Origin of the sequence: Nonomuraea phyllanthi, assembly GCF_006334985.2 — a bacterium.
GTDB lineage: Bacteria > Actinomycetota > Actinomycetes > Streptosporangiales > Streptosporangiaceae > Nonomuraea > Nonomuraea phyllanthi.
In genome coordinates this window covers 17,667-41,631 of sequence record NZ_VDLX02000034.1, presented here as the reverse complement: position 1 = coordinate 41,631, position 23,965 = coordinate 17,667, and the positions used below count along the sequence as shown (strand labels likewise).

Below are 23,965 nucleotides of genomic sequence, written 5' to 3'. Positions count from 1 at the left end.
CCCAGAAAGTCTTTGATGCGGTACAACGGTCATGACCGTCTCCGAAGCGCGCCCACCACGGCCACTGGGCAGTGCGATCGATGCAGGATCCCGTGGCTGACCGAACCCAGCATCGCGGAAGTGAACCCGCCCAGCCCCCGCGCGCCCACCACCACGAGATCGGCGTCCCGAGAGGCCGCGGCCAGAGCCGGAACGGGGTGATCGCGGATCATTGATGCAATCAACTCGATATCGGGATACTTCTCCCGCCAGGCGATCAGCCGCTGACCGATGTCCGGGACCTCATCGATGGGCAACGGTCCGTAGCCGACAGGGTGCGGACTCACGACCGGATATCGCTGGCCATGCAACACGCGAAGGCGGCTCCGGCGGGCGGCCGCCTGCGCCAGAGCGTACTCCAACGCCATGTCGGCACACGGTGAACCGTCGTAGCCCACCACGATCTCGCCGGCACCGTCACTCGGAAGCCTTCTCACGACCACGACCGGGCTCTGGGCGTATCCGGCGAGACCGAGCCCGACCGAGCCAAGCACCAGCCCGGCGAAACCGCCGAATCCCCTGCTGCCCACCACCACGGTGTCGGCCGTCTCCGACTCGGTCTTCAGCCGTTCGATCACCGCACCGGTGACGATCGCAGTGGAGATCCGCGATCCCGGGGCACACTCACGAGCACGCGCGGCGGAACCTGCGAGCAGCCTGTCACACCGCTGGGTCAGCGTCTCCCTTTCGCCGGAAGCTCCGAGCGGGTGCTCGGCCAGCCAGGGCTCGCGTACGTGGACGATGCGCAGCGGCAGGCCGCGGCGCTCGGCGTCTTCGGCAGCCCAGGTCAGCGCCGACCACGCGGTCGGCGAGCCGTCCACTCCGACGACGATCGCTGCGTCCATCATCGGCCTCCCCCATGGGCTTCGAGCTCCGGCAGGGACTCCACGTCGGCTCGTACGGGAGCCGGACATCGACGCGACCCCGGATCCCTGGCCTTGTTGGCTTCGGTCAGCCCCACGCCGATCTCCAGGACACCATCCCGGTAATTGGTCCTGACGTCATCGATGTCGGCCGTTGCCGGCAGCGTCACGCTCCAGTAGGCGATGCTGGAGCGGCACGGTTCAGTGTTCCGGGTTCTCTCTACCCGAATGCGCAGCACACCATCGTCCACCACGATTTCGACGTCTTGGCCGAAGTCGATTTCGCCCATTTCCGCGCGCAGGACGCAGCGAGCCTCAACGCGCTCCCCGATCCGGAGTATCTGTACAAATGGCCGCAAACCGACCATCGCTTGCTCAAGCCACTCCATCAACTCCGGGAACAGGAGCCCGATACCCCGCCTTTCAGGCATGTCCATCGCAACCCGCCTCCATTCCCCCTACCACCCGTCCAGCTCACCTCCGGCGAGCCCGTCAGCCATAGAGGAGGAAGCCTCTGGACACCAGGACCATTGGGCTCACGTACGCACGGAACGCGCGAGGTTGTGCGGGTCGGTGGGCCGGAACGTGCCGCGCGGCAGAAACCCACAGGGCGCACCCTGACAGCGCTGATCCACGTCGACGGCCAGGGTCGCGAAGCCCCGGCCGAAGGCCTTGCCCAGAAACGACCACGAGAAGATGCACAGCACACCGTTTGCACGCGCCTGCGCCTTCCTTACTCCGCCCGGCCGGTAAGCGAGAAGTAGGCCTCCTCCTCCTGCGCGAAGTGCAGGGTCAGCACGGCGTGCAGCCCATACAGGCAGGCCCGCAGGTCGTCGATCTGCTCCGGCCTGGGCCCGTTCGTTCCGGCGAGCTCCACATGGCGGGCCAGTCTGGCCGCGAGCCTGGAGATCTCGGCGTGAGCCCTGCTCATGGTCACGGTCGCCTCAGGGTCGCGGAGGAGCCTGCTCAGCGCCGGGTAGAGGCGCTGCTCCTCGGCCTGCTCATGCGGCAGGATCTCGCTGGACAGCACGTCGTGGACGTGCCGCACCAGCGGCAACGCCTGAGCCGATGGCCGGTCGAGCGCGTCGGCGGCCTCGCGGAGCAGGTCCAGGGCGGGCCGCAGCGTGGCGTGCTCGCGGTCGAAGTGGTGCAGCAGGGCGTCAGTGGGGGCGTCCACGTGCAACCGGGTCCCCCTGCCGGGGCGCAGGGCGCGCAACGCGTTGAGGATGACCGCGACGTCGATGGCCTCCTGCAGGAGTGCACCACCGGCGGGCGGAATGGCTCCCAGAGCCGCTGCGACCATCGCCACCACCGACAGGCCGATGCCGATGCCCGCGCTCTCCACGGCGATGCGCCGGGTACGCCGGGCCACGTCCATGGCGTCGGCCAGGCGGTCGAGCCGGTCTGTGGTCAGCACCACGTCGGCCGCCTGGGTCGAGGCGGCCGACCCGTGTGCGCCCATGGCCACTCCGACCTGGGCGGCGGCGAGGGCAGGTGCGTCGTTGACGCCGTCGCCGACCATGACGGTCGGCGCGCGTTCGGCCTCCTCGCGCACCACCGCCACCTTCTGGGCGGGCGTCTGCTCGGCGATCACCCGATCGACGCCGAGCACGGCCGCCACGCTCTCGGCGACCTCGGCCCGGTCGCCGGTGAGCATCACCACCCGTTCGATGCCGGCTGATCGGAGTCTTCGCAACGTACGGGCGGCGTCCGCGCGTACCTCGTCGCGGAGGAGGATCAATCCAGCGACGCTGCCGTCCACGCTCACCCAGACGGTCATCGCGCTGTCGAGCGCCGCCCTGGCCCGCTGGGCCGCCATCCATGCCGAGTCCAGTCCTTTGGGCGCCTTTCCGACGTGCACCAGCCGCCCGTCGACGCTTCCCGTAGTGCCCGATCCGGCCTGCTCGTGCACCCCCTCGGCAACGACGGTCTCGGCGCCCCGCTGATCCGCGGCCTGGGTGATGGCGGCGGCCAGCACATGGGCGGACATCCGATCGACCGACGCGGCCAACCCGAGCACCTCCCGCGCGCTGAAGCCCTGCGCGGCAACGATGTCCACGACTTCGGGGCGGCCCTGAGTGAGCGTCCCCGTCTTGTCCAGCACCAGCGTGCGGGCGCGACCCAGCGTCTCCAGCGCGCCGCCGCCTTTGACGACCACTCCCCGGCGTGCAGTACGCGACAGCCCGGATGCGATCGCGGCCGGAGCCGCCAGCAGCAGCGGGCACGGGGTCGCCACCACCAGCACCGCGACCGCCCTCACCGCCTCCCCCGACAAAACCCACGCCAGCCCTGCAAGCACCAGCGTCGCGGGAAGGAACCACGCGGCGAACCGGTCAGCCACGCGCACCACCGGAGCGCTGCCGGCCTCGGCCTCACCGGCCAACCGCACCACTCCTGCGTACGCGCTCTCCTCGGCCGTACTGGTGGCCCGCAGGTCGAAGGCAGGACCCACGTTCACGACGCCGCTGCGCACGCTCTCCCCCACCGGGTAGTCCACCGGAAGCGCCTCACCTGTGAGCGCTGACTCATCCAGCAGCGCTGCGCATCTCGAGACCACGCCGTCGACGGGCACCATCTCCCCCGCGGGCACCAGCAGCAGATCCCCTCTCGACACCTCGCCCACGTCCAGCCTGCGCAGGCCGTCGCGGTCATACCGGTGCGCCGAACGCGGCGCCCGCTCGTAGAGCGCGGTCAGGTCACGCCGGGCCCGCCGCATCGCGTAGTGCTCCAGCGCCCGCCCGCCGGCCAGCATCACCGCGATCAGCGCACCCGCGAGATATTCGCGCACGGCCAACGTCCCGACCAGGGCGAGCACCGCGATCGCGTCCACCCCGAGCCGGCCCGCTCGTAGCGCCGACACCACCCACCATGAGGCCGGCCCGAGGGCCACGATCGTCCCCACCGCGAGCACCACGTCACCCCAAACGGACAGCCCGGCAAGGCTCAGGACGATCCCGACGACCAACGCGGCCGCCGTGAAAGCCAGGAATCCCATCGACCAGAGACGCTCCACACCTCCAGCCTTCCCATCAGGCCTGTCCCTTCCCAGAGGCCTCCGACGTGCCCCGGCGGGCCGATCACTCTCGCAGCGAGATCTCCGGGGTCACAGCGGGACCCGCCAGCGCAGCCGAGTGCCCCCCTCTTCGGGGGTTTCCAGCTGCGCTGTGCCGCCCAACCGCGCCGCACGTTCCTCGATGTTGCGCAGGCCGCTCCGGCGTCCTGTCTCCCCCAGTCCGACACCGTCGTCCGTGACCTCGAGAACGAGTTCGGCACCGCCAACCTCGAGGAGGACGGAAGCGCGGGTCGCCCGGGAGTGGCGGACCACGTTCGACAGAGCCTCACGCAACACGGCCAGGAGGTGCTCGGCGACCGGCTCGGGCACGAGCGTGTCGATCTGCCCCTCCAGGCGCAAGCCCGGCATGAACCCCAGATGGCCGGCGGCGCCTTCCACCAGTTCCACGATCCGCCCCCGCAGGCTGGGCGAGGCATCCTCGCCGGAGCCCTGCAAGGCGAAGATGGTCGAGCGGATCTGCCGGATGGTCTCGTCCAACTCGCCGATCGCGTGCTGGACGCGCTTGACCGCCTCCGGCCGCTCCATCAGCCGGACCGAGCTCATCAGCGTCATCGCCGTCGCGAACAGCCGCTGGATCACCACATCATGCAGATCTTTCGCGATCCGATCACGATCTTCGAGCAGGCCCAGCCGCTCGGCGTCCCGGCGTGCCTCGGCCAGCTCCAGCGCGATCGCCGCCTGGGCGGCGAACGCCTGCAGCATCCGCTGGTCCGTCATGCTGAACGGCAGCCGTCCGCTCCGCTTGGCCAGCACCAGCACTCCGCGCACGGCCGGCGCACTGCCCAAGGGCACCATCAACCCAGGCCCGTAACCCCACCGCCGCAGCGGCGAGTCAGGATAGGCAGTGCTCTGCATGTCCGTACAGGATGTCGGCTCCCCCCGCGTGAACACCTCGCCCGCCAAGGTGGCCGACACGTCGAACGCTGTGCCCAGCAGTCCTTCCGTTCCACCGCCCTCTGTGACCTCAACGATCAGCGCCCGCCTGGACAGGTCCGGCAGCAGCACCTGAACCAGGTCCGCGTCACTCATCTCCAGAGCCCGGACCGCTACCAAGCCCAGCACCTGCCGTGGATCGGCACCGGACAACAGACTCGTGGTCACCTCGGCGGACGCCTGAAGCCAGGTCTCACGCCGCCGCGACTCCTCATACAAGCGGGCGTTCTCCACAGCGACGCCGGCGGCAGTGGCCAGCGCCACCACCATCGCCTCGTCGTCCTCGTCGAACTCGCCGCCGCCCCGCTTCTCGGTCAGGTAAAGGTTGCCGAAAATCTCATCACGCACCCGTATCGGGACGCCGAGAAACGTGCCCATCGGGGGATGGCCGGGTGGAAATCCGTACGACTCCGGGTGGTCGGAGATGCGCCCCAGCCTGAGCGGGCGCTCATCCTTGATCAGCAAGCCGAGCAGGCCCAGACCGTGCGGCCAGTGCTCGATCCTGGCGATCTCCTCCTCAGTCAGCCCTACCGGGACGAACCGCACCAGCGTGTTGTCCTGGCCGACCACGCCCAACGCCCCATAGCAGGCGTCCACCAACCTGGTGGCCGTCTCCACGATGCGGTGCAGCACGGTCTCCAAATCGAGATCACTGCCCACCGACACCACGGCCTCGAGCAGCGCATGCACCCGATCCCGGGTCTCCAGCACGGCATCCAGCCGCAACTGCACCTCGGCCAGCAACTCATCGAGCCGCATCTGCGGCGCCAACGGGCGACGCTCGCTGTCCATGACTACCAGTGTCACACCGGCCGCAGTGAGCCCCATCTCAGACACCATGGCGTGCGGGTGTGCCGGGGATATGCCGCGCGTTGACGTGGGCCGTCCACGTGGATCTGTCTCTTTCTTGTCAGGCGCCCACAACCTTGAAGCGGATGGGACCGTTGGCGTTATTGCCGCCGATCCTGGTGTTGGCGATGTTTCTGGGGCCGTTGGCATCGATGAAGTTGCCGCTGTTCTTCAGGCTCTTCTTGACGCGATAGTTTCCGCTGTTCCAAGAGCCGCCCACAGGAAGTCCGTCGGTGAGAACCGACTCATGCGTCGACTCCGCGGATGTCTGCTCGGCACGCGCCGTCATCACAGCGATCGCCAACAGCTTCGCGACGACCACAGCGGCCTTCCGCACTGCACCCCCGTGTCCGCACAGTCAAGCCAAACGAACACTAACATTGCGTAGCGGTCTCTAGCTCACAGTAACCGCGGTGAGCAGTTAATAGAAGCGTCGTGTGGCGTGGCGTCGCGGCTCCTCTGGAGTCCGAGGACGACATCGAGATGATCGGCGAGGCCGGCACGGCCCTGTCGGCTGTCGCACGCATTCCCACCCTCAAGCCGACGTGCCGGTGCTCGGAGACCATGGTCCCGGTGCTCAAAGCCGGACGACGGCCACCGGGCAGTGGGCGTGGTGCAGGGCGCCCCGGCTTACCGAGCCGAGCAGCACCGCCCCAAGGGCGCCGCGCCCGTGCGAGCCCACCACCAGCAGGTCCGCCCGCTCGGACGCGTCGGTGAGCGCATCGACCGGATGCGCGCACTGCACATCCTCCACCACCTTCACCTGCGGATAATCCTCGCTGAAGCGTGCCACCCGGTCGTGGACGACCTGCCGCTGCGCTGTACGGACCTCATCCATGTCGTAGGCGATCTCCGGCGCGAAGGCGTGCACCGGCAGTTGCCAGGCGTGCAGCACCCGCAGCGTGCTGCCGCGCAGCTTCGCCTGCTCGAAGGCATACTCCAGCGCAGGTTCGCATCCCAGCGAGTCATCGACCCCGGCGACGACCTCCCCGCACACCGGCCGATGCTCGCCGCGCACCACCACCACGGGACAGTCCGCGTGACACGCCACACGCATGCTGACCGATCCGAGCAGCGCACCGGTGAACCCGCCCAGCCCGCGGCTGCCGACGACGATCTCGGCGGCGCCCTCGGCCTGCTCGCACAGGATCGGGGCAGGCGAACCTTCGATGTCCTCGGTCGTGACGTCGACGGTGGGCTGGCGCTGGCGCGCGTACTGCTCCGCCTCGTACAGGATCCTTCGTCCTTGGCGCAGCAGCAGGTCCGGTAGGGCCGGATTGGGATATCCGCCGATCTGGTACGGCGAGCGGTCCACGGCATGCACGATCCGCAGCGGCTCTTGCATGCGGAGAGCATCGTCTGCTGCCCACTCCACCGCGGCTCGCGATGTCACGGAGCCGTCGACCCCTACAGTGATCACGACGATCCCTCCCCCTTCTCCTCTCCATCAGACCCATTTCAGGGCCGTCCGCAGCAGGGCCGGATGTCGGGCGCGCAAGGGTCAAAGGACCCTGTGCACGGAACGACCTGGTGGCTGGCTTCATGGCGACGACCAGGAAGGATCCTCGTGGCAGGCAACGGCGAACTCGGATGACGCATCCGCTAGCTATCGCCACCGGCTCGGCCTCACCCCCAAGCAGGTCGCCGACCAGGCGGACATGTCCTCACCCTACGTCCAGGCGCTCGAAAGCCATCTGGTCGCCCCGACGTGAGCGCCGTGGCTCGCCTGGCCAGCGTGCTCGACACACCCGCGCCGTGTGCCAGGTGCCTGGCTTCGGCACTGCGTACATGCTCGTCTCGGTCCAGCGCGTCCCCAGACGCGGCGGCGACTGGATGACCTACGCCGCCGCCCCGGCCGACCCCTGGCATGTCAGCGGTCAGCTTCTCGTGCCCCTGCTGGCGGGCTCTGCACTGATCGTCGCCCTCACCGCTCTGGGTGCGCGCGGCATCGTCATCACCTCCCTCAAGCCCGTCGAGGCCATCCGGGCAAAACTCTCCAAGAACACCACGACCGATCTGGGGCATCGGGTACCGGTCCCCCGACCTCGCGACGAGATCCGCGACCTGGCCCGCACGGTGAACCACACCCTCGAGATGCTGGACGCCGCCCTGGCCCGGGAACGGCGGTTCACCGCCGACGCCTCACACGACCTGTGCAGCCCCGTCACCGCCCTGCGCACCCAGATCGAAGAGGCGCTGTTGCACCCGGACGACACCGACTGGCCCGCTGTCGCGCGAACCCTGCTCTCCAGCGTCGACCGGTTGCACGTCATCGTCGCCGATCAGACGGAGCTCGACTGTCTTTACGCCGGCGCGGGCGCTCCAATGGCGCCCGTCGACCTGAACGAACTCATCATCATGAACTCGGGCGCCGCACCCAAGGCAAGACCCCCATCTCCCACTGCCACCCTGCCCTCGTCCGAGGCGACCGGCGTACAACTCCTCCGGATGCTCACCAACCTTCTCGACAACGCCGAACGCCACGCTGTCTCCACAATCCGCGTCACCCTGCACTGCCGAAACGATCAGGCCGTACTGGAGGTGCAAGACGACGGCCCGGGCGTCCCAGCCGACCAGCGCGAAGTGGTCTTCCAGCGCTTCGCCCGGCTCGACGACGCCCGAGCCAAGGACGCCGGAGTTTCTGGGCTCGGCCTCCCCATCGCCCGGGAGATCGCCCACCATCACGGTGGCACGCTCACCATCGACGATTCCGACCAAGGCGCACGTTTCGTCGCGCGTATCCCCCTGCTCGACCCACTATGCCACCACAACGACTGGAATACCGCAGCATCAGAGGCTAAACCGGCCACGAGCCTCACCCCGGATAAGGCCCACCCTCATCCGCCCAGGTCAAGACTGCATATGACACGGTCGCGGCTCGCGCCGGGATGCCCCCACATTGGGCCGCCTGAGCCGGATGATGACCATGCGGCCTTTCCTCACGCCGTACCCGAAATCCGGTCGGGTCCATGCATCCCGCTGGTCCCTTTCGTCACCGACCTGAGGAAGCGCCGCAGGCGGGAACGGCACATGAGGGGTGATGCCGTCCCCGCACCACCGATCCTTGCGGATGTATCCCGCTATGGGCCCCGCCCGGAATCGGAAAGAGAGAGGGTGTCCACCCCGGGCGAGGCTCCCCCTCAACTACCCAGGTCAAGAGGGCACATGACTTCAGCGCCCAACCGCGCCGGGATGCTTCACATCCCACGACCGGTTCCCGCATGATGACCATGCGGCCTTCCCCACGGCCCACAGGATGTGGCCGACCGGCGTTACATCCATCGCGCTGATCTTCTTGTGCGGCCGGGAGCCTGAGGGTAGGCAGCGCAGGGGACGGTACTTCGGGGAGGCCGTCCCCGGCCTCGCCTCACCTTCCCCGCTTCCCACTGCTCACGGAGCCGCCATGCGTACCAGACCCCCGCAGCGGGCAGGAGGCTACCCTTGTGACGCCTCTCCTCCCGAGGCGTCCACGGGCCGAGACAGGGAGCACCCCCGTGTTCACAGCCGTACGCGGTCAATGGCCGATCACCCGCGATCTCCCCCTCCTCCGCCAGGATCTCCAGGCCTTCGCCGCTCGCGCGGGACTGCCCACCGATCGCCTCCACAACCTTCTCCTCACCGCCAACGAAGCCGCCTCAACCCTCATCGACAGCGGCAGCCACAACGCCACGCTGACCGTCTGGACCGACGACACAGGCGTCAACCTCACGATCACCGACCCGCGCGGCTCGCTTGCCTACCTCCGCGCCGACGGGTTCGACACGTCCCGTGCCAGCTCGCCCGACATGCTCGCACAGACCGTCATCCAGTCTCTCTGCCACGTCGTGAGCCAGCACCGCGACCATCGCGGCTCTCGCGTGCATCTGCGCCTGCTTCTCATGCCCCGTCCCCGCGCTCCCCGCTGCTCTCCGGACAGCCGAGCCACAGCGTCTGATCGCGCCCCAAAGCCGTCCGACCTGTGCCCAGCGCACCAGGTCAAGCCTGGCCCACACTCATCCGGCCGCGCGCCGCGTTGCCGCGAGCCGATACCGCGCTGTGAGACCGGCCACGAGGGCAGAACCCCCACCTCCGCTACAACCCGGCACACCAGAGGCGCTCCATAAGCACCGTACGGCCACCATATCCACCGCTTCAGGACATCAATGTACGCCGCCAGGCGAGGTGGCACGCACGCGAGCACTCGCGCTGTCCTGGACTGTGTGATGCCCTTCTCTACTACCTCAAGCCCGCCCGGCCGAGCCGGGGGGCCCTTCGCGGAAGGGATCTTGAGGGGTGGGCGTCTAGGATCACGTACGCGGATCCCTAGACGCCCCAGGCTGCCGCCCCCCTCCAGTGCGGTCAGTCTCCCCATCTCTACACCCGTAATCATCCCATAGCAATCGGTAGTCACGGATTGGCTGGCATGCGATAGCCCGCCACCCACCCCCGCCCGCGTCACCGCCCCCGAACTCTCGAATGTGGGGGTGTGCCCTCACACCGCCGCAACCCGTCAGCAGGCACGCCCGCCATCCGGCCTCGACCTCGTCCACCGGGAGGAGAGCTGCCCCCGAACCCCTCCCAGTTGAAGGGGAGGGGCTGACCGCCCCTCCCCTTGCCCCTCCCCGTCCGCGCCTTGCTCTGCTCGCGCGGCCGGCGGCGCCGCAGAAGACGGACATCTCGCTGGGCGGGCAGGACCATGCGCTGCTGCGGGTGCTGGCCAAGGACGGGCGGGCCGGGTACGAGCTGGCGGCGGCCAGCGGGTTGTCGCACACGACCGTGCGGCGCCGCCTGGAGCAGCTGCGATCCAGTGGCGCGCTCAGGTTCCACATCGAGATCCCGGCGCAGGCGCTGACGGCCGGAGCTTCCAACAGATCAGCGGAAATCCCCGTCCACGAGCAGCTCACGATGCGCGGCATCCCGCAGGCTCTCGCCAGGCTCGGCTCGCTCGCCCAGCGGTACCCACCCGCGCCAGCGATGCTTGACCAACAGCACGTGCTGAAACGCTTCGTCGAAGACCCAGACCTTTGCCGCGAGCGGGTTCATCGGACCCTTCATCGCCGCCTCCAGCCAGGCGCACGCGTCGTCGTACTCGGCTTCTGCCCTGCAGGCGTCCATCACGGCTGCCCGCAAGGTGTACTGGTCAGGCCCACGCTGATCCACCCGCCTCAGGGCTGGCCAGGTAGACCGGCCAGAAGTCGGACTCGTTCTTGACGGCAGGCGGGCGAAAGATCAGGTGCGCCTCCTGAATTCGGTACTCAACCGACCGTTGATGCTCCATGCTGAGCGTGTCCCAGCACTGTTCTTGCTCATTCGCGAGGAGCATTTTGACCCGGTACGCCGTCGATCACCGCCGTAAAGCCCTCATCGCCTCTTGGAGCACCGGGTCGGGAGATACCGCGGTGGACGTAGCCGATCTTCCTGCCGGGATCTCCAGCCACGATGCCCTGAACCTGGCCAAGGCGCTGACCCAGCTCTCCGAGATCTGCTGGCGCTGCTACACCCACCCCGCCAGCGCCGCCGACAGCCACGAGCCCAACTCCGAAGGCGAACGCCGCCAGGAAGAACGCGACGCCTTCGCCAGTGTCCTGACCGCGTTGACGAACCCCAACCTGCCCTCCGACAGCTACATGATCCAGTCCTACATCCAGGTAGAAGAAGCCGCCCACCAGGTCGGCCGAGCCCTGCACGCCCTCAACGCCGCCGAGCTGACCACCCGCGTCACCATCGACGTCGGCGCCGAACTGGCCGCCATCGAACAGGCCGAGCTGGGCAACCTGACCGAACGCGCCCGCCAGGCCGTCACCCTCACCCGCGAAGACGCCTCACCGCTCCAAGTCGCCCAAGCCAGCAACCTGCTACACGACAACCCCTTCGGCCCCGAAGCACTCTTCACCGAGATCGACCCGGCCGCAGCCGCCATCGCCGCCGCACACTGGCTGGACGCGGCCGCCACCGTCACCGCCGAGTCCACCGGGCTCCCCGCCACCCAGATCGTGGCCGAAGCCGACAACATCGAGGCACTCCCCCACGAAACCCCCACCCTCGTCCTGGAGCTAATGGCCGACGGCGCCACGCCTCGCCAGGCGGTGATGCCCTTGATCCGCAACGCCCTACGGGTCGCGGAAGGCGAGATCCCTGACATCACGGCACTCCAGCAGCGCATCACCGCCGCCGAGCAACTGCTCGACAAGCGGCGCGAGGACCAGTCCGAGCCGAACCTGGACGCGCTCGACCTGCGGATCACGCCTCTGGACCCCGCCCGCCCGGCCCTCGACCTTCTGGAGGACCTGCTCAGCGGCATCCGTGGCTGCTGGCTGCTGTACGCCGAAGACGCGACCGAGTTCGACGAAGCTGAAGACCTCGACGATGAGGAGTGGCAAAAGCGCCGGACAGCGGCGTTCTTCGCGGAAGTTCGGGAGGAAGCCACCGCTCATCGCGAGCGCCTCTTGTAGCGCCACGGGTTGTGTTCCCTTCAGCGGCCGTGATGTTCGATCCCTACAACCGCAGAGCAGTGCCCAAAACGCAGCTTCGACCGAGGCTGCGTGTGTACGCGTACTGGTGGCTTCCTTGACTCCGGCGTAGCGCCGAGGGCCGTATGTTGACGTTCATCGGAACAGTTCGTCAAGGTCTTCGGAGAGCCTCAGCGCTTGGTCCCAGCCAACTCGTACGAACACCTCCAAGAGCGCCCGGATAGCGGTCAAGCAGAGGGCGTCCGTACGGAGGAGATCGCGATGATCGGTCAAATAGCGCCTGGCCAGGCTCAGGGTAGCGTCCAGTCCGAGCGCTTCACGGGCGTAGCCTCTATCGCCGACGACGGCCTTTTCGGCGGTCAGGACTGCTGCGTGCGGCTCATACGAACAGAGGACGTCGGCCAGTTGCACAATGTGATGGGTTACGGCCGGGTGCTGCACGTTGGTAAGGGCGTCCAGGATTGGAATGGCGTAGCTGCAGAACTTGTGGAAATCCTTACCCGATGCCGGCTGTTCTAGGGGTGAAGATTTAGTTGCCCCGCTAGCGAAGTAAAGTTGCTGCGCGATCTCCTCCGCAATCCTGGCGGAACGCGCCCCTCGCTCCCATGCCATGGTGTGTGGTGGTTGTCCAGCGGATCCCCGCTGGACCCAAGTTTCACCGAGTTGATTCAGGCCGAGGTTGATAATGCGGAAAGCCTGCCTCTGAGCCCCTCTGAGCACTTCGTCGTCCGGATTGAGGAGGCTACGCCAGGATCTCATGGATTGCGTGACTCGGTTTGGGTGATCGCATAGATTAGTCCACCATGCGCAGACCACGGTTTCCGCATGAGCAGTGGCATGGATAGTCGCGAGAGCGGACAGCAGATGAACAGCTTGGGTCGATCGGCTGTCACGCAGCTCAACCTTATCGCCTGCGGGATCTGGCGTAAGCACCAGCCAGGACGGCTGATTCGCAAGATCTCGCAGCACGCGGTCAACATCCCGAGGAAACTTATGGGTTAGCGTACTCAGATGACGAAGCAAGTACGCGCTGACATGCCGGTCAGACTCCTGCACTAGACGCCGTCCAAGTTCAGTCAGCAATTCAGCCGGTTGCTCATAAATGACCACGAGCGCTTTCAGGGAGACGAATCGATAGGCCGGATTTGAGCTGTCGAGGAACGGGCGAAGCGCCGCGGTGAGGTCTTCGCGGTGTGCATTACGCCAGTCAGTGCGCCCGATGAGATATACGAGACCTTGCAGGGCACTCATGGTTGCGGTCATGCTCCAACCGGGAGCGGGCCGCACATGCCACGTGCCGCTGACATCATCGACCAGTGCCGGCGCTGATGCCGATGGCAGGGCGCCAAGCAGTGCTCCGAAGATCTCACTGCCGAGCGTTGTGGTGGGGGCGCAACGAGAAACGGTTGCGAGTTGCTCGGCTGTTCTCAGCGCCAGATCGTAGAGACTGTCCTCATCGCCTTCGCTCTGCTCGCGTCCCTCCGGTGAGACCGCCGGCTTGAGCAATGCCCAGAGGTTGATCAGCTGGGTTTCCGCGTCGGCGCGTTCAGCGGGATCCTTACTTCTAATTCGTTCGGCTGCCTGCATGACCGCGTCGCGGTAATAGGCGACAGTGCCAGGTTCAGGCGATGGGCTATCCCACACCGCCTCGATACTGTCGAACTGGCTCTCATCGGGTGCAGGAACGCCCTCGAAACCCGGGTCCTGGCTGGCTGTCTGCCAACGCGCCTGGGCTTCGACTGTCTGTAGACTCTGCTCAGAGAAACTGCCGATGATTCTTATACACGCTGCGTCGAGTATGTCCGTCGTGCCCTCCCAGCCATCATTCGAGTGATGGGGGACGGCGATCTGCAGGATAGCCTCTTCGAGCTGGGCGTGCTCAGTGCCGTTAAGCAAAGGTGAAAGTCGCAGCGCCACCTGAGCCGCTTGATGGCGTGTTGTGGGGTAATCAAAGAGGTTCGGGGAAAGCAGAGCAGGAAAGAGCGCTCGGGCTAGACTTGGCCGTTGGGCGAGCGACGCCCGAAGAAGCAGATGCTGCCAGACCTCGGCGTGACGCAGGTTCTGGATCACATGTGCCACAACCTGGCTCAGGCGCTCCCCTAGAACGACTTCCGCGGCATCGCTTGCCGCATCCTCAGCAGCGTCGGCCGTCTGCACAAGCTGCTCGGTCCATGCCTGCACCATGGGCAGGAGCACATGGTGTCCGGCCGAAAACTGCAGCGAATCGCCGAGTAGAGGCCTGGGCGTAGCGGTGTAGTCCGTGAGCGGGTTTGGAGGGTAGCGCTGCTCTGTTTCAGTTGCGCGTATCAGAATCCTGGTCGCGGCGGCCAGGTCTGCCTGCAGAATGGCGGGGAACTTGCTTCCTACCTGATACCTCGCACTTTCGAGATCTTGCCGGCGGTTGCTGCTCATACCGAGGATGAAGCTGTCCAGTACGGGCGTCGGCTCGTCACGGGTTTCTTGGAACTCCCACACGGAGGCAGCGAGCGCAACCGCCAGTTCGGGGTCCAATCGCACGATCTCAGGCAATTTCTCGATGAGCGGGCGCAGGTGAGCCACGCCCCAGGTGTAGATCGCCGTCGGCTGGCAAGCTTCCACGATGATGGCGGCGACGGGAGATGGGTCTGCCATCGCTACCAGGGAGAGGAGACGACCGCTCAATTTCGCCAGTTGGGCCCGCGGAGGGTCACTGCGGTCGGCGCTTGCCACGCTCATGCTGGCCACCGCTACATCAGCCAGCTCGCCGAGGTGGCGTTGGACCATGCCGAGATCGTCATTGAACGCGCGTAGCGGGAGCTGCACCGCCAGCAGCGCAAGTCCAACATCGTTGGCGCTTCGCGCCTCCTGCGCGAGCTTGGCACTCATCACCGTCAGGCCCGCGAACGCGGCTTCGGGAGCGGAGGCACCAGTGGCCGCTACGAGAAAGGCCATCTCGTGTGCGTCAGCGACGGTCCATCGCGCATTCGAGTCACCGGTGGCAGCGGTGCACGCGGCCCTGAGCGGCTCGAAATCGCTGGGCTGCTCAACCTCAAGGACCGCGACCCGGCCGGCCGCGAGCACGGCAAGTGGATGGCCTTCTGAACGCGATGCCAGCCGTAGGGCGAGCTTCCAGAACACGTCGCGGGACGCGTCGTCTTTCCATACCGTGGCGAGCCGATAGTGGAGACTGGGACGGACGGTGATGGCAAGGTTCGGCGATCCGTCGAGGACGTCTGCCAAGCTGTCGGGCCGATTCGTGTCGCCCAGCGCCAGCATGGCCACGGCGTAGTCGAACAGCACTGGATGAGCGAACTCGATGGGTGCTGCGGCGTGGCCTGCGGTTGCCGGAGCGTCACGAAGCACGCCGCTACTGGTAAGGGCCTCCACGGCAGAGCTTGAGGCCGTTGCCGGTAGATCGGTGAGGTGCAGCGTCTGACGGCCCTGAGCAACCATGCGGCCCACGATCGAGCCGAGTGCACGCGTGCGGTCCACTCGACCTGATGGTTCATCGTTTACGCGTCGCTCCCAGTAGGCATGCAGCAGATCGACCTGGCTGCGCACCGCCAGAAGGTCGGTTGTTAGACCATCAGAGAGCAACTCCCCGGCAACATCGAGATTGAAGGGGTTGGCGAGCAGGTCCGCCAATCGTGGTTCGGCGCCCTCGATCAGATGCCATAGTCGAGGGCTGCTGGACTGGAGCGGGGCAAGCTCGGCTTGGGATAGGTTCTGTACGACGATGTGTCGGACGTTCGAGAAGGCAGAATCGCTCTGCTGCTGTTCGATCGGAGCGCCGGCGAACATGCGCCGCCAGCGGTGTCCGTGTCGGAGATCGTAGCTGCGTATGGTCGCCACGACTCTCCAGCGTGTTCCGCTGAGGCTCTTGACGAGCTCCGCCATCCAGACCGATGGATCAGCTCCACGTGCCTGGTCCAGCCCATCGATCAAAACGACTCCGCTGCCCGACCCTGGCCAGCCGACCAGCACGTCATCGAGATCGTGCGTCACGCCGAGTTCGCTACGAGTCTGCCCCCGCGTGGCACCGAGGTCGTTGGCCCGCAGCACGACTACGTCCGTCCCCCGTGCCTGACATTGGGTCGCCAAGGCGTGAAGGATGACGGTCTTGCCCGCACCAGGTTCACCTATGATTGCGAGGTTGCCATCAGCAGCGAGAACGGCCGGAAGAACCGTTCTCGGAAGCGAAACAGGACCCTCGGGTGCATGAATCGTCAATGCCCCGAAGATCGTGGCGAGGTTTCCCGCTGACCGGCTACGCAGCCGAACGATATCGGGCCGAAGCCGCGCTACGGGAAGCAGGTAGACGCCTTCCTCCTCCAGACGCCGAACGAGTCCACTTCGGTCAAGGTAGGTGCGATCCTCGGCCAGGCGGCGAGCCTCTAGTTCCAGCCGATCCCATATCCGCGAAACGTTGCCTGCGTCTGGAGCAATGCCCTTGATCAACTCCCGCGCTGCGGCGACATGGCTGCCTCCATCGACGAGATGCACCGCATAGACACCAAGCACCCGACCAAGAGCGCGCAGATCTTGCTCACCCATTTGCACGCCATGGCGGCCTGCCCACACTCGTCCGAGGTGAGATTCGAGCAGCTTGAACGCCTTCTCCTCGCCCTTGTTCCGATGCACCTCTGTGATGGGTACGGCGGCCGGCAGGTCTCGCAAGCGATCAACCACCGGGGCCAACATCTCGTTAACAGTCTTCGGGGCCGCATCGTCGGTCAGAATGAGGACACGGTCCCTCGCCGGATCGAGCGGACGTAGTTGATCAAGACGTGACGGGCTATCAGGTACGCCGATCGCCGCGATATCGACCACTTGCTCAAGCGCCTCCGCCAGTGAGGATGACGCCGCCTTGGCCAGATCCATGGCCTTCTTCGCCTGGACGGTCACCCAGCCATCGACGTCCGTGACAATCCCGACGTCATCGACCGGCCGTTCCGTCTGGCCGCCGATCGCGACGACCCTATGGCCACCAGCCCAGGACGGCAGGGGCTCCTCAGCCAGCATGTACGCCGCCGCCCAAGCGAGGCATCGAGCTTCATGCCCCACACCTCCGGCTGTCCCAGCCCCACCCGCCGAGCTTCGTGTCATCAAGATCTCCTGCTCTAGGACAGACCTACGGTACGCATTCTGTTAGTTGATAGAGCTGCAGCAGCCCGGATCAGGCTGAGTACGTTCGGCGGTGTCGGGATCCGCGGTCCTAGCAGCTCAACCCAAAGGACGGCGCCGATATCGAGAAGCGAGAGGAGCGTGGTCTGCCGCGGAGGTGCCATTCGACTACGTCTCATGAAGGTCTTCTCGCCCTGACATAACACGGCGTCGGGTGAGGGAGGAGGCGGGTGCCGGACACCACGGCCTCGCCGGAAGTTGTCCGGTGGCGCCAAGCTCATCGAGCCCCTGCAGTCCTTGTGCTGTTGCCCGTTGGAGGTAGATCTGCAGCAGGGTGGCGCATGTTCGGGCGTCGCTCTCGGCGTGGTGTGCTGTGCCGTTGCCGAGTCCTTCGGCGGCGGCGCAATCGGCGAGGCGGTGGGAGGGCAGGGGCGGCCCGAAGCGGCGCGCCAGGTTCAGGGTGCACAGGGTCATGAGGTTGTCGGGGGCGTACCCAATGCGGGCGAATTCGGTGCTGAGGACTTCGGTGTCGTAGCGGACGTTGTGGGCGACGACGATCGCGCCGTCGAGCATGGCCGCCACGTCTCCGGCGATTTGCGGGAAGTGAGGCGCTGTTGCCAGGTCGTCCTCAGTGAGGCCGTGGATGTGGGTGGGGCCTGGCCGGCGTCCGGGGTTGATCAGGGTGGAGTAGGTGCGGTCTTCGCTGCCGTCGGGGTGCAGGCGAATGATCGCGATTTCGGTGATGCGGGCCTTGCGGGTGTCGAGGCAGGTGGCTTCGACGTCAACGACGGCGTACGGCAGCGAGCCGATGCGGTGCCGGCGGGGCGATACGGCAGCCTCGGGTGTGGCCAGGTTGACCGCTGGGGTGCGGTCGCTGGTGGCGGCGAGAGCGGTGAGGGACTCCTGGGTCTCGGTGACGTCGAGGCGGCGGGCGTAGGAGCGGGTGAGGAGTTCCTCGCCGATGACGTCGTCGTACTTGTCGACGCGTTTGTCGGGGATCAGCGCGGCCAGGGCGAGGGCGTCGGGAACGCCCTCCGCGGCCAGGTCGGCCAGGAGACCGGCGGCGGCTTGCGGAGAGGTGTCGCTGATCAGCAGCGCGACTCCGTACCGGATGACGTCGACGCCGTAGGCGTGCAAGGCCAGGCCGAGAGTGGTCATGACGGCGTCGCCGCGGAAGGGGAACAGCAGGGTGTCGTTGCCGTAGCCGACGAGTGGGATGTCGTGCAGGCCCAGGCGGCGGTAGGCGGCGCGGCCCTCGGCGAGCAGGCTCTGGGCGGTGGCGTCCAGGTAGGCCGGGACCGTGGTGTCCTCGTACAGGCGCCGCATGGTGGTGCGGATGCGGTCGTGGACGAGCGGGCCGGCGCTGGTGAAGCGGGGCGGGCGGCCACCGGAGGCGCGGGTGACCTCGATGAGCTTGGCGTGCGTGTCGATGGTCAGAATGCGCCAGCGGCGGCCGGCGAAAATGATCAGGCTGCCTTCCGGGAGCGGTTGTTCGATGGGCAGGCTGCCGAGCGTGCGACCCTCGGTGACGATGCGGTATTCGGTGGGTGCGGCGAAGGCGGCGTAGAACGTGTGGTGGTTGATCAGCCGCTCCCCCGTCTCGGCGGGCAGCAGCAGCCCGTCGTACTCCTGGCGGATGAGGTCGGCGGCGGCGAGGTCGCGCAGCAGCGTGGCGAAGGTCGGGCTGTCAACGGCGCGGAAGGGGCCTTGCCCGCAGAGAGTGCGGTAGGCGTCGGCAGGGGTGATGCCGCCGTGCTGGGCGATGAGGGACAGAATCTGCTGGGTGAGGGTGGACAGGTGCAGGGCTTCGGCGGCCGGGGGCTCGTACCAGCGGTGCAGGAGCAGCTCGATGGTGGCGATGGCCTGAACGAGCTGGGCGCGCAGTTCGTCGGCCGGGTGGATGGCCGGAGTGGCTTCGGGTTCGCTGACGTACAGGCGCAGGACGGCCGGTCCGCCGCGCCGTCCGGAGCGCCCGAGGCGTTGCCGCAGGGCGGCCACGCTGGGCGGAGCGCCGATCTGCGCGATGGAGGTGACAGAGCCGATGTCGATGCCCATCTCCAGGGTGGAGGTGCAAACGGCGGTGGCCGGGCGGGTGCGGTCCTTGAGACGGGCTTCGGCGTGCTCGCGGATGTCCTTGGACAGGTTGCCGTGGTGCGGAACGAACTCCTCCGGTACGCGGGCGTCCTCGCAGCGGCGGTTGAGCAGGTCGGTGTAGTCCTCGACGGCGGCGCGGGAGCCCGCGAAGACGAGGTTGTGCGAGCCGCGCAGCGTGGTAAACAGGTGGTCGGCGATGGCGAGCCGGTCGCCGGTGGCCACGTCGTCGGCGGCCACCTCCTCGCCAAGGGCTTCGTGGGCGGCGCGGGCGCGCGGGTCGAGCGTGGGCGCGGTCTGGACGTAGCCGCGGATCTGCAGGCGGAGTTCTTGCGCGTCACTACTGGAGACGATCACGGTGACGTCGTCGCCGGCCCGCGGGCGCAGGAAGTCGGCGGCTTTGCCCATGTCACCGAGGGTCGCCGACAGACCGACGCGGGGGATGCGGCGGCGGGCCGCCAGGTCGAGGCGGTGCATGAGGGACTGCAACTGGGCGCCGCGTTCGGTGCCGATAAAGGAGTGCAGCTCGTCGATGACGAGGTAGCGGGCGCCTGCCATCAGGTCGCGGATCTTCCAGCCGCGCAGGACGAACATCGCCTCCAGCGACTCCGGCGTGATCAGCAGAATGCCCCGGGGGCGGTCGAGCAGCTTGCTCTTGGATGAGGCGGCGACGTCGCCGTGCCAGCGGGAGACGGTGATGCCGAGGTGGTCGCAGAGCTGGTCGAGCCGGCCGTACTGGTCGTTGATGAGGGCCTTGAGCGGGCTGATGTAGACGGCGGCGAACCCTCCGGTGTCCGGCTGCTCGGTCAGGACCGAGCAGATCGGCAGGAACGCGGCTTCGGTCTTGCCGGAGGCGGTGGCTGCGGCGATCAGCACGTCCCGGTCACCGGACAGGATGGGTGCGACGGCGGCTTCCTGGGCCTCGCGGAGTTCGCGCCAGTTCTGCTGCCAGATCCACTGCTGGACCTTGGGGTGCAGGCGTTCGAAGGCGTCAGAGCCGGAAGGAGGCGAGGTCGTCATCACCGGGCCTTCCATCGGTTTCCTCGTCCAGCGGCGCCAGGTCGGGATTGGCCTCCGACACCGGCTCCACCGAGGGCAGGATCTGCCGCCAGTCCACGCCCGGGTTCTGCTCCAGCACGGCCAGCAGGTCGCAGAACGCCTTGATCGTGGTGCGCGGGGTGCGGAAATATGCCTCGCCGATGCGGTTAGCGCAGTGGTACATGAACGCGGTCAGCGCGTCGTCGGCCAGCAGGTAGCGGGAGGTGTCACCGCCGGCTTGGACGTGACGCAGCTTGGTCAGCAGGACGTACAGGTCCTCCTGTGTCAGCGCGGCCAGACGCAGCACCGGCCCGGAGTAGTCGACCAGGCCGACGGCGGCAAAGGAGTTCTCGGCCAGCCGTGATTGCAGGGCCGGGTAGCTAAACAGGCCGCGCCGGGAGTCGGCGAGGAACTCCGGGGTGCCGCCGAAGACGAAGCCGAGGTGGGCGGCGGTGCCCTGCAGGGTGTCGTTGAGGATCCGCAGGATCTGCTCGTAGTTGGAGTTGCGGGCCTGGGTGGAGGCCAGCTTGTAGAGGTTGACCATCTCGTCCAGGCACACCAGTAGCCCGTCGTAGCCGGCCAGCCGGACGAAGCGGCTCATCAGCTTCAGGTGGTCGTGGACGGTGGTGTCGTCGATGATCGTGCGCACGCCGAGCGCGGAGCGGGCCTCGGTCTTGGTGGCGTACTCGGCGCGCAGCCAGCGCACCGCCGCCGATTTGAGCTGCTCGTCGCCGCTGTCGTGGCCGCGCCAGTAGGCGCCGACGACCTCGGCGAAGTCGTAGCCGCCGGTCATCTCGCTCAAATGGGCCAGCCTGGCCCGGATGACCTGGGAGGGGTCGGTGCCGCTCTGCTGGGCCTCGGCCAGCGCGGTGGAGACGAACCGTTCCACCACGCTGCTCAACGCTCCCCCGTCCGGTTTGGCGCGGGTGGCGAGGTTGCGCATCAGCTCGGCGTACAGGCTGCGGGCCTGACCGCCGCTGGAGTGCAGGCGCCGGTCCGGGTTGAGGTCGGCGTGCGCCGTGACCAGCTTCTTCTCCATCGCGACCGAGCGCACCAGATGCAGGAAGAACGTCTTGCCGGCGCCGAACTCGCCGATCACGAACCGCACCGCCGAACCGCCGTCGGAGATCCGGTCGATGTCGGTCACCAGCGCCTTCACCTCGGGCTCGCGTCCCACCTGGATGTGGCGCTGCCCGATGCGCGGCACGACGCCGGCCCGCAGGGACTGCAGCAGGGCGTCACGCTCTCGGGGACGGATCGCGGTCGATGTCACGTCAGCATCTCTCCCAGCAGGTTCCGGTCGACCCAGATCGGGTCGTCACCATCCAGTAGCGGTTCGCCCGCCAGTTCGTAGGCGGCCTCGTTGATCCGATCCAGCGCGCCGTCCGGCAGCAGCTTCCAGCGCGCCGCCAACTGCTCGAACTCCGCCCGCGAAATCTGCCCCGTTGACGCCAGTTCGCGCACCAGCCCGGAGTGCTGCCCGTCCAGCCCGGCTACGGGTGCGGCAGCGGGCAGCGGCGCGGCGACCGGCGGGGGCTCGTCCTCGGTGAAGATCGAGCCCAGCAGCGCGCCGACGCGTGCGGTCTCAGCCAGCTTGGCCGCGATCGCCGCCTCGTCCAGCCGGACGAGCGGGGCGACGGTCTGCTCGGCCTGCTGCGGGATGGCGTAGCCGCGTTCTGGCTGCGCTGGGCGGACGACGACCGGTTCCGTCGCCGGGGCGGGCTTGGTGGGGGTCGGCAGGAGAGCGGGATCGAGCTCCAGCAGGCGGTAGATCTTGGTGAGGGTCTTGATCTCGTCCGGCGAGATCCGGCCGTCGGCCCCGGCCACCGCGGTGAGGAACTCCGCCACGTACTGGCGCTGGCCCGCATCGATGCCCGCGATGCGCCGGGTCAGGCCGGTGAGCTTGACCGAGGTGACGGTCAGCCAGCGCAGGTGCGCGTGCAGGCGCCGCCGTTCGTCGGCGGTCAGGTGCAGCGCCCGTTCCAGATGGTCGCTCAGGTGGCGTTGCTCGGTCCCGTCGAAGTCGCCGTCGGCGGCGCTGACCGCCGCCGCCAGGTGCAGCAGCAGCGTCGCCGCCTGGTAGGCGTCGGAAGCCGCCGCCGTCGGGCCGTCCGGCGCCGCGAACAACACCATGGATCCCGAGGTGAGCACCGCGCCGCCCAGGCGCGGATCCGGTTCGATGCCGACCCCCACCCGGCCCAGCACCTGCGCCATCGCAACGACATCCTTCTTGGCCGGTTTCGCCACCTGAGGTGAGGAGATGAAGGCCGAGAACTCCGCCACCGGCACGACGGCGAGCTCCCGAGCGTCCAGCCGGTGGCGCGCCCACGCGATCGCCTGCCCGGCACCGCCTCCGGACAGGTTCACCAGCTCGACCGGCAGCAGCGCCTGCGCCTGCACCGAACGCTGCCCGTCGGGCACCCGGCCGAGATAACGGCTGTAAGCCTCCAGGTCCGCGGTGCACTCGTCGGCCAACGCGACGAGCTTCCGGGTCGGCGCGGCGTATCCGAGAACGTCGGGGATGCCGGGCAAGGTCAGTTCGGCGACGCCGCGGAAGCCGGCGCTGGCGGGCCGGTAGTCCAGCGTGACGTTCTTGCGGCCGGGCCGCACGATCAGACCCTTCCCGTAGCGGGCGGCGTAGCGCTGCAAGAAGAGCCTGTCAAACTCGGCGGCGCATCGGGTGGCAGGAGTACGTGGGTAGTACTCCGGGTGCGAGCGGATCCAGGTCAACGCCCAGTCCGCAGGCACGGGTACACCTTGCGCCGCGAACGCTCCCAGACCGGCGCGCAGCCGTAGCGGGGGCGGGTAATCACGCGTCGGCGCTGGCGCCTTCGCGGAGGGCTCAGCCGTGAACATGTCCAGCACCTGCTCGAACTGTCCCACGTAGCGCTTGAATGCCTTGTGACCGCCGTAGATGGCCAGGAGACGGCGGACCTCCTGGTGGATGATCGGCAGCTCGAACGCCGCGGTGGAACGGTCCCGCTGCAGGTCATACAGCACCCGACGTTCCAGCCCGTAGAAGTAGAGGAACACATAGCCGATCGGCGCCTGCGGGAAGCGCCGCCCATCCGCAAGCCAGGCCAGATAGGCGGCCCTCGCCTGCGGCGGAATGTCGCTGTACGACGGCCAATAGTCCAAACCCTGCCCGCCCCAGTCCGGTTGACGCAGGTCAACGGGCAAGGTCGGGTTGATCAGCGCAGGGTCCACTGTGTATTGCGAAGGCGCGGCTAACTGGGCGCCGACGTAGAGGAGCCCGCCGACGATGTTGTAGCCCGCTATGGTTACTCCCCTTCCCGGAGGCAACCATGGATCTACGGGAGCGTACGAACGAGACTGCGGCATTGGCGCGGCAGAAGCGTGCATCGCGTGGCGAGCAGGGCGGGCAGAGGACAGATGTTGGGTGGATCCCGGTTGCGGAGCGGTCCTTGTCGATGGAGTGGGTTCACGCCGGAACCGGTCCAAGAAGCTCACTGCTCACCCCTGCAAAGCCCGCTCGGCTCGACATTCAAGATGCCCGAGGTCATCCC

Annotated in this window: 13 protein-coding genes and 1 pseudogene; 3 read left to right on the top strand and 11 right to left on the bottom strand. The window is 67.5% G+C overall.

The genetic code is table 11. From position 1 onward, the window contains the following. Positions 1-29: 29 nt before the first annotated feature. The 6 genes from FH608_RS48735 to FH608_RS48705 all read right to left on the bottom strand — a co-directional run bounded on the left by FH608_RS48735 (position 30) and on the right by FH608_RS48705 (position 7,177). Positions 30-887, bottom strand: a complete 858-nt coding sequence (locus FH608_RS48735; RefSeq protein ID WP_226900573.1) for a universal stress protein — start codon at positions 885-887, stop codon at positions 30-32. Beyond that, entirely contained in the window at positions 884-1,339 is a 456-nt protein-coding gene (locus FH608_RS48730; protein WP_139638035.1) for an Hsp20/alpha crystallin family protein, read from the bottom strand. The genes FH608_RS48735 and FH608_RS48730 overlap by 4 nt, the downstream gene beginning before the upstream one ends. Positions 1,340-1,635: 296 nt before the next feature. Beyond that, positions 1,636-3,897: a heavy metal translocating P-type ATPase gene (locus tag FH608_RS48725; protein ID WP_139638034.1), complete on the bottom strand. Its 2,262-nt coding sequence runs from the start codon at positions 3,895-3,897 to the stop codon at positions 1,636-1,638. Positions 3,898-4,005: 108 nt separating this feature from the next. Continuing rightward, positions 4,006-5,700 carry a GAF domain-containing sensor histidine kinase gene (locus tag FH608_RS48720; protein WP_139638033.1) on the bottom strand — a complete coding sequence of 565 codons (1,695 nt, stop codon included), beginning with the start codon at positions 5,698-5,700 and terminating at the stop codon, positions 4,006-4,008. Positions 5,701-5,818: 118 nt separating this feature from the next. Then, the gene (locus tag FH608_RS48715) at positions 5,819-6,079 is read right to left on the bottom strand and encodes a hypothetical protein (protein ID WP_139638032.1); all 261 of its coding nucleotides are present in this window, start codon (positions 6,077-6,079) and stop codon (positions 5,819-5,821) included. A 255-nt stretch (positions 6,080-6,334) separates the two neighbouring features. Further along, complete coding sequence (locus FH608_RS48705; RefSeq protein ID WP_139638031.1) at positions 6,335-7,177, bottom strand: universal stress protein; 843 nt, start codon at positions 7,175-7,177, stop codon at positions 6,335-6,337. A 368-nt stretch (positions 7,178-7,545) separates the two neighbouring features. Here FH608_RS48705 and FH608_RS48700 point away from each other — a divergent pair, with 368 nt between their 5' ends. Both FH608_RS48700 and FH608_RS48695 read left to right on the top strand, forming a co-directional pair. Next, entirely contained in the window at positions 7,546-8,982 is a 1,437-nt protein-coding gene (locus tag FH608_RS48700) for a sensor histidine kinase (RefSeq protein WP_193319063.1), read from the top strand. 1,230 nt (positions 8,983-10,212) lie between these two features. Continuing rightward, a pseudogene (locus FH608_RS48695) lies at positions 10,213-10,527 on the top strand (AsnC family protein); the annotation flags it as partial. A gap of 81 nt (positions 10,528-10,608) precedes the next feature. Here the strand turns inward: FH608_RS48695 and FH608_RS48690 are convergent. Then, positions 10,609-10,851, bottom strand: coding sequence for an NUDIX domain-containing protein (locus FH608_RS48690; protein WP_153262122.1), 243 nt, complete (start codon positions 10,849-10,851; stop codon positions 10,609-10,611). A gap of 284 nt (positions 10,852-11,135) precedes the next feature. Between FH608_RS48690 and FH608_RS48685 the strand changes: the two genes are divergently transcribed. Further along, a complete protein-coding gene (locus FH608_RS48685) occupies positions 11,136-12,188 on the top strand; it encodes a hypothetical protein (RefSeq protein WP_226900571.1) in 1,053 nt (350 codons plus the stop codon). 153 nt (positions 12,189-12,341) lie between these two features. Here FH608_RS48685 and FH608_RS48680 read toward each other — a convergent pair whose 3' ends face one another. From FH608_RS48680 to FH608_RS48665, 4 genes are all read right to left on the bottom strand, one after another. Beyond that, the gene (locus FH608_RS48680) at positions 12,342-17,207 is read right to left on the bottom strand and encodes an NACHT domain-containing protein (protein ID WP_139638028.1); all 4,866 of its coding nucleotides are present in this window, start codon (positions 17,205-17,207) and stop codon (positions 12,342-12,344) included. A gap of 270 nt (positions 17,208-17,477) precedes the next feature. Continuing rightward, positions 17,478-20,435 carry a DEAD/DEAH box helicase gene (locus FH608_RS48675; RefSeq protein ID WP_193319062.1) on the bottom strand — a complete coding sequence of 986 codons (2,958 nt, stop codon included), beginning with the start codon at positions 20,433-20,435 and terminating at the stop codon, positions 17,478-17,480. Continuing rightward, the gene (locus tag FH608_RS48670; RefSeq protein ID WP_139638027.1) at positions 20,392-21,711 is read right to left on the bottom strand and encodes an ATP-binding protein; all 1,320 of its coding nucleotides are present in this window, start codon (positions 21,709-21,711) and stop codon (positions 20,392-20,394) included. Before FH608_RS48670 ends, FH608_RS48675 begins: the two co-directional genes overlap by 44 nt. Next, a complete protein-coding gene (locus FH608_RS48665) occupies positions 21,708-23,780 on the bottom strand; it encodes a tellurite resistance TerB family protein (protein ID WP_226900568.1) in 2,073 nt (690 codons plus the stop codon). The genes FH608_RS48670 and FH608_RS48665 overlap by 4 nt, the downstream gene beginning before the upstream one ends. Between the last annotated feature and the right edge of the window lie 185 nt (positions 23,781-23,965).

What these genes read in the sequence shown, in the direction of transcription:
- FH608_RS48730 (WP_139638035.1), bottom strand. Translation starts at nt 1,339, where the DNA reads ATGGACATGCCTGAAAGGCGGGGTATCGGGCTCCTGTTCCCGGAGTTG.
- FH608_RS48680 (WP_139638028.1), bottom strand. Translation starts at nt 17,207, where the DNA reads ATGCTGGCTGAGGAGCCCCTGCCGTCCTGGGCTGGTGGCCATAGGGTC.
- FH608_RS48665 (WP_226900568.1), bottom strand. Translation starts at nt 23,780, where the DNA reads ATGCCGCAGTCTCGTTCGTACGCTCCCGTAGATCCATGGTTGCCTCCG.
- FH608_RS48725 (WP_139638034.1), bottom strand. Translation starts at nt 3,897, where the DNA reads ATGGGATTCCTGGCTTTCACGGCGGCCGCGTTGGTCGTCGGGATCGTC.
- FH608_RS48720 (WP_139638033.1), bottom strand. Translation starts at nt 5,700, where the DNA reads ATGGACAGCGAGCGTCGCCCGTTGGCGCCGCAGATGCGGCTCGATGAG.
- FH608_RS48675 (WP_193319062.1), bottom strand. Translation starts at nt 20,435, where the DNA reads ATGGAAGGCCCGGTGATGACGACCTCGCCTCCTTCCGGCTCTGACGCC.
- FH608_RS48735 (WP_226900573.1), bottom strand. Translation starts at nt 887, where the DNA reads ATGATGGACGCAGCGATCGTCGTCGGAGTGGACGGCTCGCCGACCGCG.
- FH608_RS48690 (WP_153262122.1), bottom strand. Translation starts at nt 10,851, where the DNA reads ATGGACGCCTGCAGGGCAGAAGCCGAGTACGACGACGCGTGCGCCTGG.
- FH608_RS48700 (WP_193319063.1), top strand. Translation starts at nt 7,546, where the DNA reads ATGCTCGTCTCGGTCCAGCGCGTCCCCAGACGCGGCGGCGACTGGATG.